Origin of the sequence: Campylobacter sp. RM10537, from assembly GCF_022369435.1 — a bacterium.
Classification (GTDB): Bacteria; Campylobacterota; Campylobacteria; order Campylobacterales; family Campylobacteraceae; genus Campylobacter_D; species Campylobacter_D molothri.
Map to the genome: position 1 here is coordinate 684,292 of NZ_CP059597.1, position 12,743 is coordinate 697,034.

A 12,743-nucleotide genomic window follows, 5' to 3' on the forward strand; every position below is an offset into this window, starting at 1 on the left:
ATATTTTTACTGTTTTTTAAGGCTATTTTCATTATATTTTGAATTTTTGGAGTTGTAATGACCTGTTTATATCCTGGAACTTTTGATCCTATTACCAATGGCCACTTAGATGTAGTAAGACGTGCTCTTAAGATATTTGATAAAATCATTATAGCTATTGCAAAAAGTGATCATAAAAAACCTTATTATAATTTAGAAAAACGTAAAAAATTAGTAGAGCTTGCTACTAAAGATATTTCAAATGTAAAAATCATCACTTTTGATAATTTGTTAGTAGATTTAGCTAAAGAATTTAAAATAAATACCGTCATACGTGGGCTTAGGGCTGTGAGTGATTTTGAATATGAATTACAAATTGGATATGCAAATCATGCCCTTTGGGATGAAATAGAAACCATTTATTTAATGCCAAGCTTAAAACATGCTTTTATTTCTAGCTCTATAGTTCGTTCTATAGTTACACACGGAGGCGATGTAAGTTCTTTGGTTCCAAAAGAAATTTTACCATTTTTAAAGGATAAAACTTGTATGTAGCATTTGAAGGAATTGATTGTGTTGGTAAAAGTACGCAAATTTCATTATTAAAAAAAATCTATAAAGAAGCTATTTTTACTTTAGAACCTGGTGGAACAAACTTAGGAAAATCTTTAAGAGATATTTTACTTCATCAAAATTTAAATCTTAAAAAAAGAGCTGAAATTTTACTTTTTTTAGCCGATCGTGCGCAACATTATGAAGAAATTATATATCCAAACAAAAATAAACTTATTATCAGCGATAGAAGTTTTATATCGGGTATGGCATATGCAGTTGATTTTGATGATGAATTACTTTTTTCTCTTAATTCTTTTGCGCTTGATCATTTTTTTCCACAAAAAATTATATTTTTAAAAGCAGATGCAAATTTGATCAAGCAACGTCTTGGAGAAAAAAATCTTGATATTATAGAACAACGCGGAATAGAATATTTTTTAAATGTTCAAAATAAATTGGAAAATATTTTATTATTTTTGCAAAACAAAATTCAAATAGAAATTTTAAAACTTAATGCAAATCAAACAATAGAAGAATTACATATCAAAATAAAGGAATTTTTAAATGATTAATGCCCTTAAAGGAATGAAGGATTTAACTGATCAAAGCGCTAAATATTATAAAAAAATTATTGAAGTTTGTGAAGATGTTGCACATAATTATGGCTTTGAATTTATCAATACACCTCATTTAGAACAAAGTATTCTTTTTAAAAGAAGTGTGGGTGAAAGCTCTGATATAGTAGGCAAAGAAATGTATGAATTTGTTGATAAGGGAGGTAATGAAGTTTGCATGCGTCCTGAAGGAACTGCTGGGGCTGTTCGTGCATACATTGAGAAAAAATTTGATAAAAATGTAAGTATTAAGCGTTGGTTTTATCATGGATCTATGTTTCGATATGAAAGACCTCAAAAAGGACGTTTGAGAGAATTCCATCAATTTGGCGTAGAAAGCTTTGGTATAAGTAGTGTTTATGAAGATGCAAGTATTATTTTAATGTTGGCTGAAATTTTTTCACGCCTTGATATTAAATTTAAACTTATTATTAATTCCTTAGGCTGCTCAAAATGTTTGCCGCCTTATAGAGAAAAACTTATTAATTATCTTGATAATCAAGAGGGATTTTGCGAAGATTGCAAAAGACGCAAGACTTTAAACCCTATACGCGTTTTAGATTGTAAAAATCCACAATGTCAAAATTTACTTAGTCAAGCTCCACTTTTGGAACAAAATTTATGCCAATGTTGCTTAGATGATTTTACCCTCTTGCAAAATATTTTAAAAGAAAATGAAATCAATTTTACATTAGATTCTAAACTTGTTAGAGGCTTGGATTATTATTCTAAAACAGCTTTTGAATTTATCAGCGATGAAATTGGCGCACAATCAGCTATAGCTGGCGGTGGAAGATATGATAGGCTCATAGAATACCTAGGAGGAAAAAGCGGTTTTGGTATAGGTTTTGCCATGGGCATAGAAAGAATTATGGCTATATTGGAACAAAAGGATGAAAAACTACAAAGAGAAGGAATTTATCTTTGTTCCTTGGATGAAGTTTATATTTCAAAAATTTTTAAAATAGCAACTAGGCTTAGAAAAAAATATAAAGTTCTTTTAAGCTATGAGGCAAAAAAACTTGCAAAACATTTAGAAAATGCCGATAAAGCTGGGGCTAAAAATTTTCTTTGTATGGGAGAAAATGAATTTAAAAATGAAAGCTTGTTTTATAAAAATTTAGAAAATAAAGATGAAAAAACTATTAAAATTTCAGATTTGGAGCAGTTTTTATGATGGATTATGGGATTCATATTTGGGGAAATGAAAATTTTATTATTAAAAATGGTAAAGTTTGTATCAATCATGAAAAAAAACCCGCTATTATTGATATCGTAAAAGATTTAAGAAATGATGGCTATAAAGGACCTTTGCTTTTAAGATTTCCACATTTAATTCAAAAACAAATTGAAAATATTTATGGAAGTTTTAATAAGGCTCGTAAAGAATTTAATTACAAGGGCAAATTTAATGCTGTTTATCCTCTAAAAGTCAATCAATATCCTGGTTTTGTTAAAAATCTTGTCAAACTTGGTAAAAAATACAATTATGGTCTAGAAGCTGGTAGTAAAGCCGAACTTCTCTTGGCTATGGCTTTTAACAATGAAGATGCCCCAATAACTGTAAATGGATTTAAAGATAGAGAACTTATCAATATAGGTTTTATTGCAGCAGAAATGGGACATAATATCACCTTAACTATAGAGGGGCTTAATGAGCTTGAAGCGATTATTGATATAGCCAAAGAACGCTTTAAACCTAAACCAAATATAGGCTTAAGAGTGCGTTTGCATTCTGCTGGTGTTGGGATATGGGCAAAAAGCGGGGGTATAAATTCTAAATTTGGACTTACTTCTACCGAGCTTATAGAAGCTGTTAATTTACTTAAGAAAAATAAATTATTAGATCAATTTACTATGATACATTTTCACTTAGGTTCTCAAATTACCGAAATTCATCCTTTAAAAAAAGCTTTAAATGAAGTTGGAAATATCTATACTGAACTTAGAAAAATGGGAGCTAAAAACTTAAAGTCAATCAATCTTGGAGGAGGTTTAGCTGTAGAGTATTCTCAATTTAAAAATGAAAATAGCAGAAACTATACGCTTAGAGAATACGCAAATGATGTAGTATTTATCCTTAAAAATATTGCAGAACAAAAAAGCGATTTAGAACCTGATATATTTATAGAAAGTGGTCGTTTTATCGCAGCAAATCACGCTGTTTTAATCGCTCCTGTTTTAGAACTTTTCTCTCAAGAGTATTCCGAAGATAAACTTTTACTTAAAGAAAAAAATCCAAAGCTTATTGATGAATTATATGATCTTTTCAAAAGCATAAAACCTTCAAGTGCTTTAGAATATTTGCACGATAGTATCGATCATTTAGAGAGCATTTTAACACTTTTTGACTTAGGGTATGTGGATTTGCAAGATAGATCCAATGCTGAAATTTTAACACATCTGATCATTAAAAAAGCTATTTTACTTTTAGGGGATAAGCAAAATCCTACCGATTTACTTGCCATACAAGATGAAGTACAAGAAAGATATTTAGTTAATTTTTCGCTTTTTCAAAGTTTGCCTGATTTTTGGGGATTAGAGCAAAATTTTCCTATCATGCCCCTTGATCATTTAGACAAAGAACCAACAAGAAGCGCAAGTATTTGGGATATTACTTGTGATAGTGATGGGGAAATTTCATATTCTAAAGATAAGCCTTTGTTTTTACATGATATTGATGTAGAAAAGGAAAATTATTTCCTAGGCTTTTTTCTTGTAGGAGCTTATCAAGAAGTGCTTGGAATGAAACACAATCTTTTTACCCATCCTACTGAAGCGATTATTAGCATTGATGAAAAAGGCTATGAAATCGAAGGGATTATCGAAGCTCAATCCATACTCGATACACTTGAAGATCTTGATTATGACATCCATGAAATTATGGATATACTCAACGAAAGAATTAGTAATTCAAAATTAGTCAGCGAAAAACAAAAAAAGCACATCTTAGGGGAACTTTACTTATTTTTAAATGATAATGGCTATTTAAAAAGTATAGATGGAAAAGAGGATTAACCTAAAGTTTTCAAAACTTTAGGTTAATTTATCTACTTATTTAGCGTCCAAGTAAATATACCTTTATCTGTCTCAATAGTAAATTCAATAACAGAATTTATATTGCAATTAATTGGAAAATTTAAAATTTCAGAAAATTTTAATTCTTTAGGCAAATCTTTCTCAAAATTAAATTTTGGAAGCCCCATAATGTTGCTACCAATGTTACTTGGGATCCCAACCATAGAACTAAATCCGTAAAGCATTTTTGCATTTCCTGCTAATGCTATATTGCATTTTCCTCTATTAATTTTTAAATTTTTAATAACAATGTCATCTTTAGCTTGAATTTTTAATGCAGGTTGATTAATATTATCTTGTACATTTATATTATGGAATTCAAAACTCAAAAGATCATCTCCGCTACTATTACTACTGCAAGAAGATAAAATAAAAATTAAACCTAGAAAAATAAGAAAAACTTTAAGCATTTTTGTTCCTTTATATATTTTGTTATTAAAATTAAAATTCAAATCAATATTTCTTCACCTCCTTTTTTTATTTTTAAATTATTCTTTCCATAAAGCCACAAAAAATGATCTATTTGTCTATTATTAAATTTATCCAACTTATAAAAAGTTCTAAAACTTTCTAAAGCCTTAATTAAATTTTCATATTTTTTTAATATTTCACCTGTAATTTCAAAATCACAAAAATGCTCTTTAGCGAAAAAATGAATTAAGCTTTTTTGCACAAATTTATCATAAATAACATAATTTTCTTGATCGTGGTGAAAACAATATTTACTTGCAAAAGAATATAAAAAACATTGCTTTCCTTTTGTATCTTTAAAGTTGGCAATCTTTTCTATCACATTAATATTTTTTTCTTTTAAGTCTTTGTCAATGTTTAAAGATAAAATATGTTTAGAAACTTCATAAATTCCAAGCATTCTTAAATTAGTGCTATAAAAACTATCTAAAACACAAACTTTTAAAAGTATGGATTTTTCATTATCATTTTTAGAATTTTCTTGAAAAATTTCTTCTATTAGTTTTTCTTGTTTTCTATAATGCTTATAAATTTCCAAACTTTCAAATTCCGTTAGAGTGTTTAAAACCAAATTAATCATTATTTTGCCTTAATTATAAAAAATTAAAATAAAAATTATATACCCCCCCCCCTATAAAATATTTCTTAAAAATATATTCATTTATAAATTTCTGTTTTAAATAAAAATTTAAAAAAACTAAATATATTACCATTTTTCACGCTTTTTGTTTTTTTGTTTATTTTTTTCATCTTCTTATTTTAAACCATGTATTTTTTAGATAAAATAAAAATAAAAAAGGAAAGATATGCTAACCAAAAGATCTCAAGTTTTAGAAGAATCAATCACTCTAGCTATAGCTTCTCTTGCAAATGAGCTAAAGGCTAAGGGTGAAGATATCATCAGTTTTTCAGCCGGAGAGCCTGATTTTGATACCCCAAAAGCCATAAAGAATGCTGCTATTGCCGCTATTGAAAAAGGTTGTGGAAAATATACGGCAGTTCCTGGCATTAAAGAAGTTTTAAAAGCTGTTCAAACTAAATTAAAAAAAGACAATGCTTTAGACTATGAAACAAGTGAAATTGTGATTAATGTCGGTGCTAAACATTCCCTTTTTCAATGCATAGAATGTTTAGTTGAAAAAGATGATGAAGTTATCATTCCTACGCCTTATTGGGTTAGTTATCCGGAAATGGTTAAATTTGCAGAAGGAAAACCCGTATTTATCGAAGGTTTAGAAGAAAATGGCTTTAAAATCACTGCTGAACAACTTCAAAAGGCCATAACTCCAAAAACAAAAGTTTTAATGCTAAATTCCCCATCAAATCCCATAGGTTCAATTTATAGCAAAAAAGAACTTTTAGAGATTGCTGAAGTTTTAAAAAATACAAATATAGTAGTTTTAAGCGATGAAATGTATGAAAAACTTCGTTATGATAATACCGAATTTATAGCATTTGCAAGCTTAAATGAAGATACTTTAAAACGTACAGTAACGATTAATGGGCTTAGTAAATGCGGTGCTATGCCTGGTTGGAGATTTGGTTATATGGCTAGCAAAAATAAGGCCTTAAATTCAGCTGTTAAAAGATTGCAAGGGCAAAGCACTTCTAATATCTGTTCCATCACACAATACGCCGCCATTCCTGCACTTAATGGAGAATGCGATCAAGATATAGAAACTATGCGTCAAGCTTTTGAAAAGCGTCGTAATATAGCTTTAGATATCTTAGAAAAAATTCCAAATATTAGTTTTTACAAACCTGAAGGTGCGTTTTATCTTTTTATCAATATACAAAAAATTGAAAAAGATTCTATGAAATTTTGCAAAAAACTACTCGAGGAAGAAAAAGTAGCTGTTGTTCCAGGAGTTGGTTTTGGCATGGATGGATATTTTAGAATTTCTTATGCTACAAGTGAAGATTTGATTAAAAAAGGTTTAGAAAGAATTGCGAAATTCGTAAAAAATTATCATTAAATAAATATTGCAAATTTAACAAAATAAATTTTTGTTAAATTTGAACTTTAGGTTTTTTAAGGATAGTATTTATTCTTTGGATATTATCTGACTTGCTTAAACTAAGTCTTACTATAGAATCTTCCAATCCACCTAAAGAATGTGAAATATCAGCTTTTAAGCTTATCATATCTAAAGTATTTAGCTCTATTCTTTGATTTTGCACTTCAAACCAAATTTTACCGCTTAAAACTTGAACATGAATGTCAAATGGAGCTTTATGCTCTCTCATGATACTATCTTTAGCAAGTAAGATTTGTATTTCTTTGCCTCTTTCATCATCGATTAAAACATTTATTTTAACCTCTTTTGGACTAAAATTTGCCTTATTCCATTGAGTTATTTTCATAAATTCTCCTTTATTGTCTCCACCAAAAATCCTGCTTAAACTCATCGCCTATTTTATAACTTTCTCCCATTTTTGGCGTTATAAAAGCTATATCAAGATTTTTATAAAGAAATTCTACAACCTCATTCCAAGCATGAGTTCCTGCTAAAAATCTTCCCCAATGTATAGGCATTAAAGCTTTTGCATTTAGATCTTTTGCTTCTTGTAAAATTTGATCTGGAAAAGAATGCGAAAAAGGCCAAGCTTTATTAAATTGTCCGCTTTCAAGACAAACAAGATCAAATTCTTTAAAATATTCTCCAATTCTTTTAAAATGTGTAAAATATCCACCATCGCCACTAAAAAATACTTTTTTATCTACGCTTTTAAATTCCATCACAAAAGAAGCCCAAAGGGTTTTATTTTTACCATCTCCACGACTAGAGCTATGTTGTGAAGGTGTTGCGATGATATTTAAATCATTAAATGCAATGCCTTCCCACCAATCAAGCTCTATGATCTTTTTTTCACTCACTCCATAGCTTTTAAGATAATTTCCTACTTTTAAAGGTGTGATAAAAAATTTCGCTTTATCTTTTAAGGACTTTATGCTTTTTGCATCCAAATGATCAAAATGAGAATGCGTTATAATCACTGCAAAAATTTCACTAAAATCATCCGCACTATAAACAGGAGCATTTTTAAAAGCACGGTTTATAAAAGAAAAAGGTGAAGCGTGAGTATTAAAAATAGGATCAATTAAAATTTTATACTCTTTATAACTTACAAAAATCGAAGAATGCCCCAACCAAGTAATATGAGGTGAATTAAAATCGCTTAAATTGGGTTTATAAAAAGGAAGTTTAAAAGGAGCAATGGCATTTTTAGGGTAAAGAAAATAATACTTCAAAATTTCTTTAAAAGAAACCTTAAATCCCGCATGACTTTTGTTATTTTCATTTAGAAATATTTCGTATTTGCCTTGCACTCTTTTAGCTTTGAGTCTTTCTTTGCCATCGCAAAGATCAAATTTATAATACATGTTCTTTAATTTCTTCGCGGATCATATTAAACATTTTATTTATAATCTTATCTTTAAAATTGGAATTATTGTTAAATTCATTGAAAAAAACCGAATTTAAAAACAAGACCTTTTGAAATTGTTCATTAAAAATTTCTTTAAATCTAATATGAGCATTTTGGATATCTGCGGATTTTAAAGAATTGCGATCTTCTTCATTTTCTACAATTTTATTTTTAATATTATAAAGAATTTCTGCTCTTTCATTTTCTTCTTTAAAATTTATACCGCCTTGCTTGGTATTGAATTCTTTTATAATATTAAGAAGTTCTTCTAATTGACTTTGAGGTTTATTGGAAGTATTAAGCATGTTAGGCTTTAGTTCTCCATTGCCTTTTAAAATGATATCTTTGGTTGCTTCAAGCTCTATGCGATAAGCTTCTAAGCTTATATTATCTAAAATTTCACCCATAGCTTGTGCTTTTGGTAAGATGATCTTAGAAATAAGTTTTTTAAGTAAGATATTAAGTTTTTCTAATTCACTATCTTCATAAGGCAAAACTTGCGCAAGAAAAGAATATGCATTGATGTATTTTTTTGCTTTATTGTAAAAATCTATTTTTACTTCTTCATCTTTTGCATTAAAACGCATTATCATTTGATCTAATTTAGCATGGATGATATTTTCTCTTTCTTTTCTTAAAATAGCACTAGCAAAATCGTCAATTTCTATCTGAGTATAAATTTCATAGCTATTGAGCTCTGCTTTAAGATCATAAATTTTATCCTCACTATCTATATCTTTAAATAAATAAGTTTGTTCATAAAAAACACTAAAAGATTTTTCTATATCTTCATGAGTATTGACAAAATCTAAAACAAAAGTATCAAATTTATTTTGGCAAATTCTATTAAGCCTTGATAAGGTTTGAACGGCACTGATTCCACTTAAGGCTTTATCAACATACATTGTATGCAAAAGCGGTTCATCAAATCCGGTTTGATACTTTTGTGCAACGATTAAAAAACGATACTCATCTTTTTTAAATTCTTCTTTTAAGATAGATTCTGAAAAACCATTTAAAGAACTTTCGCTATAAGTTTCACCTTCAAAATTTAAATCCCCAGAAAAAGCTACTATGGCTTTAAATTGAGGATAATATTGGCTTAAATACCTTTTAAAAGTCAAATAATACTTCACAGCATTTTCTCTTGAGCTAGTAACAACCATAGCTTTTGCTTTTGCTGCGATCTTTTTAAAGCTATTTTGAAAGAAATGCTCGATCATGATTTTTGACTTTTCTTCTATGGCTTCGATATTGCCTTGCACATAGGCTTTTAATTTTGCATTGGCTCGTTTTTTATCGTATTTTGGATTTTCATTTGTATTTGATACGATTTTATAGTAACTTTTATAAGTGGTGTATCCTTTAAGCACATCAAGTATAAACTTCTCTTCTATAGCTTGTTTCATAGGATAAAGATGAAAAGGAATAAATTGTTTAATGCCATCAACCATACAAGCATTTCCAAACATTTCTAAAGTTGTTGATTTTGGTGTCGCTGTAAATGCAAAATATGATGCGTTAGGTTGAAATTTTTTACTTTTGATAAGCTCGATAATCTCATCTTCTAAATTCTCATTTTCTTCAGCACTTTTGCTTCTAATAACCTCTGACATTTTTTCTGTATTTTTTCCACCTTGGCTAGAATGTGCTTCATCGATGATAATGGCAAAATTTTTATCTTTAAATTCTTTGACTTCATCTAAGATATATGGAAATTTTTGAATAGTAGTGATGATGATCTTTTTACCCTCTTCTAAGGCACTTTTAAGCTGTTTGCTTCCTTGTGTTATCGCCTCTACTACGCCTTGTTTGTTTTCAAAAGTTTTGATCGTGTCTTGAATTTGTCGATCAAGAATTTTTCTATCAGTTACTACTATGGTAGTATCAAAAACATTTTTTAATTTCTCATTTTGCATTCTATGTAAGCTTACAAGATTGTGTGCAAGCCAAGCTATAGAATTACTCTTTCCACTTCCTGCACTGTGTTGGATCAAGTAGCGTTTTCCTACTCCATTTTCTTTAAGATCTTTAAGCAGTTTTTTAACAAGATCAAATTGATGATATCGAGGAAATATTATTGCATCTTTATCTTTTAAAATTTGCGCAAAATTAAAAAACAAATCCATTAAAGTATCTTTTTTAAAGATCTCTTCCCATAAATATGCCGTTTTCATCCCTTCACTTGGCGGGTTACCAGCTCCGCTTGGTAGCCCTATTTTACCGCTTGAGTTATTTAATCCGCGATTGAAAGGTAAAAATTTCGTAGCATTTTTTTGTAGCTTAGTGCTCATATAACAAAGATCACTATCTAGAGCAAAATGTATGATAGAATGACTAAATATAGGCTCTTTTGGATCCCTATCTTCTTTGTATTGATTTATAGCATCATATACATTTTGTCCGGTAAGGTAATTTTTAAGTTCTAAGGTGATGATGGGTAGGCCGTTTAAAAATATCACCATATCGAGTGAGTTTTTATTGTAAGTGCTATAATACAATTGACGAACAACCGAAAAAATATTTTGTGTATAATTATACAAACTTTGCTCATTTGCATCGGTATTTGGCTTTGAAAAGGCTAGATGGATTTTTACCCCTTTGATCTCTACATAAGTTTGCAAAGCTTTAAGCATACCTTGATTTTGAATTTGTGAAGAAACACGCTTATAAATTTCTTTTTTATAGTCTTCACCTAAACGCTTTTTAAGCTCTTCTAATGCTTTATTTTGCGTAGCTTGTAAAAATTTTTCAAAAAGCTCTACATCAAGACTTAAATTTTTATCATAATCTTGAGAGCTTCTTTTTATATAGCCATTTTGGTTTATCAGGTATGATTCTATAAATTCTTCAAAATCTTTTTCTTGGTAATTAGTCATTGTTAATCCTTAAACTTATTTTTCTAAAAACTCATCAATAATTTTTAAAATTACCTTAAAATTTTCAAAATCTTCTTCTGTTCCATGTTTGCAAATCCAATCGCACATTTCTTGTTTATTATTTATTTGACGATTTATGATTTTATCATTATTTTTTATGATGCTAATGGTGTCATTTTGATTATGTTTTTCTAAGAATTTTTCAAACAAATCACACTTAAAAAGATTTTCTATTCCTTTATTGAAAAAATTTCCTTCAAAAAGTGGCATTTTATTAATTCTTAGTTTTTTTCCAATCCATCTTTTTTGAGCTTTATTTTCTTCTGGATCATGCAATATTAAAACTTTATTTTTTAAAAAATTTTGATTAGCTTCTAAAAATTTTTCCGCACCAAAAAGTGCCTTATTATTTGAATTTTTAGCACCATTTTTATTTTCAAATCCAATTTGTTCTATCTCTATTTTTTCACTTAAATCATTTCTATTAAAAATTTCAATTGCTTTTTTAATATATTTAACATCGGTTTTACCCTCCACAAAAACTATAGGTTTTTGCATAGATTTTATTTTATTATTTATATCTTCTTCAAAAGTCTTTGTTTTTGTAAATGCTTCGTAAGCTTTTTGAAATTCACTAAATCTTTCCGCACTTATCCTTATGCCACTTGGCATTTCAAGCAAATCAAAACCATCATCTTTAAATTCTTTTTGCATACCTAAAACAAAAAGCGGAGAATGAGTTGTGATAATAAATTGAATTTTTGGAAATAATTTAATTAAACTAGGTAAAACTTCACTTTGCAAATTACTATGTAAATGCACATCAATTTCATCGATAGCAACTATCCCTTCAAGTTGATCAATGCTTTTATTAGATGAATCTGTATGTCTTACGATATTGATAAACAAATTTAAAAGTGTGAGCTCTCCTAAAGAAAGTTGTTTGATATTCTTTAGAAAAAATTCTTGATTTTTACGAATTGCAATTCTACTATTGAAATTTCTAGGACCTATACTAAAATGTAAAGCTTCATCTTGCTTAATTTCTTGTAAAATTTTATTGATTGCTTGCCATATATTCTCATCTTTTCCATTTTGAGCCATTATATCTAAGACTATATCCAAGATATAAGAATAATTTTTTTCAACTGAAGTTACGATTTCTAATTCTTTATTATACACATCATTATAAAATTTTTTTTCTTTGAAATTTACATCAAAATTCGGATTTTTCCAAAAAGGTTCTTCATATCTATTTGCAGGTTGGTAATAATGTGCTTGAGTATGCCATTCTTGTCGCAATTTTTCTATGCTATTTGCATCAAAATAAGTAGTTTCTTTACCAAACTTTGTTTCTAAATTAAAAGAGCAAAAATTTTTAATATCATCAGTATCACAATTAACATAATCTATATATTCTATAGGTTTTTCTATATTTTTACTTTTATATTTTATTATTGCAAAGCCTTTATCCTCATTAAAACTAAGATTTAAACCGCCATTTATTTTATAAAATTTTCTATTAGCATTTTCCATCTTAGCAACATTATTAAACAATTTAGCGACAATTTCATAAAAACTATCTATAACATTTGAAAGCAAAGTAGTCTTACCACTCCCATTTTTACCGACAATTACTATAGGTTTTGGATTTCCTTCTTCAGTGAAACTAGCAGTAAATTCAAGATTTTTTATAGCAGAGATATTTTTAACAATCATTTTTTCTAAATACATCTTT

At 28.4% G+C, this 12,743-nt stretch carries 11 protein-coding genes; 5 read left to right on the plus strand and 6 right to left on the minus strand.

Annotation, left to right across the window (positions count from 1 at the left end; translation table 11 throughout):
- The first annotated feature begins 57 nt into the window (after positions 1 to 57).
- The 4 genes from coaD to speA are packed head-to-tail and all read left to right on the plus strand — an operon-like array spanning position 58 to position 4,166.
- Positions 58 to 534, plus strand: a complete 477-nt coding sequence (coaD, locus tag CMOL_RS03460; RefSeq protein WP_239820697.1) for a pantetheine-phosphate adenylyltransferase — start codon at positions 58 to 60, stop codon at positions 532 to 534.
- On the plus strand, positions 525 to 1,106 hold the full coding sequence (tmk, locus tag CMOL_RS03465) for a dTMP kinase (protein WP_200281693.1): 582 nt from the start codon (positions 525 to 527) through the stop codon (positions 1,104 to 1,106). The genes coaD and tmk overlap by 10 nt, the downstream gene beginning before the upstream one ends.
- Entirely contained in the window at positions 1,099 to 2,325 is a 1,227-nt protein-coding gene (gene hisS, locus CMOL_RS03470) for a histidine--tRNA ligase (RefSeq protein ID WP_239820698.1), read from the plus strand. The genes tmk and hisS overlap by 8 nt, the downstream gene beginning before the upstream one ends.
- Entirely contained in the window at positions 2,322 to 4,166 is a 1,845-nt protein-coding gene (gene speA / locus CMOL_RS03475; protein WP_239820699.1) for a biosynthetic arginine decarboxylase, read from the plus strand. Before hisS ends, speA begins: the two co-directional genes overlap by 4 nt.
- A 32-nt stretch (positions 4,167 to 4,198) precedes the next feature.
- Here speA and CMOL_RS03480 read toward each other — a convergent pair whose 3' ends face one another.
- The gene (locus CMOL_RS03480) at positions 4,199 to 4,636 is read right to left on the minus strand and encodes a hypothetical protein (protein WP_239820700.1); all 438 of its coding nucleotides are present in this window, start codon (positions 4,634 to 4,636) and stop codon (positions 4,199 to 4,201) included.
- 38 nt (positions 4,637 to 4,674) lie between these two features.
- Complete coding sequence (locus CMOL_RS03485; protein WP_239820701.1) at positions 4,675 to 5,277, minus strand: hypothetical protein; 603 nt, start codon at positions 5,275 to 5,277, stop codon at positions 4,675 to 4,677.
- Positions 5,278 to 5,503: 226 nt separating this feature from the next.
- Between CMOL_RS03485 and CMOL_RS03490 the strand changes: the two genes are divergently transcribed.
- The gene (locus tag CMOL_RS03490; protein ID WP_239820702.1) at positions 5,504 to 6,673 is read left to right on the plus strand and encodes a pyridoxal phosphate-dependent aminotransferase; all 1,170 of its coding nucleotides are present in this window, start codon (positions 5,504 to 5,506) and stop codon (positions 6,671 to 6,673) included.
- A 34-nt stretch (positions 6,674 to 6,707) separates the two neighbouring features.
- On the opposite strand, the gene CMOL_RS03495 is transcribed toward CMOL_RS03490, so the two are convergent.
- From CMOL_RS03495 to CMOL_RS03510, 4 genes are read right to left on the minus strand one after another with little or no spacing between them, the layout of a single operon-like run.
- Positions 6,708 to 7,061, minus strand: coding sequence for a cupin domain-containing protein (locus tag CMOL_RS03495; RefSeq protein ID WP_200281705.1), 354 nt, complete (start codon positions 7,059 to 7,061; stop codon positions 6,708 to 6,710).
- Between the two features lie 10 nt (positions 7,062 to 7,071).
- Complete coding sequence (locus CMOL_RS03500) at positions 7,072 to 8,082, minus strand: MBL fold metallo-hydrolase (RefSeq protein ID WP_200281708.1); 1,011 nt, start codon at positions 8,080 to 8,082, stop codon at positions 7,072 to 7,074.
- Positions 8,072 to 11,005 carry a type I restriction endonuclease subunit R gene (locus CMOL_RS03505; RefSeq protein ID WP_239820703.1) on the minus strand — a complete coding sequence of 978 codons (2,934 nt, stop codon included), beginning with the start codon at positions 11,003 to 11,005 and terminating at the stop codon, positions 8,072 to 8,074. The genes CMOL_RS03500 and CMOL_RS03505 overlap by 11 nt, the downstream gene beginning before the upstream one ends.
- 15 nt (positions 11,006 to 11,020) lie before the next feature.
- Positions 11,021 to 12,739 carry an ATP-binding protein gene (locus CMOL_RS03510; RefSeq protein WP_239820704.1) on the minus strand — a complete coding sequence of 573 codons (1,719 nt, stop codon included), beginning with the start codon at positions 12,737 to 12,739 and terminating at the stop codon, positions 11,021 to 11,023.
- Between the last annotated feature and the right edge of the window lie 4 nt (positions 12,740 to 12,743).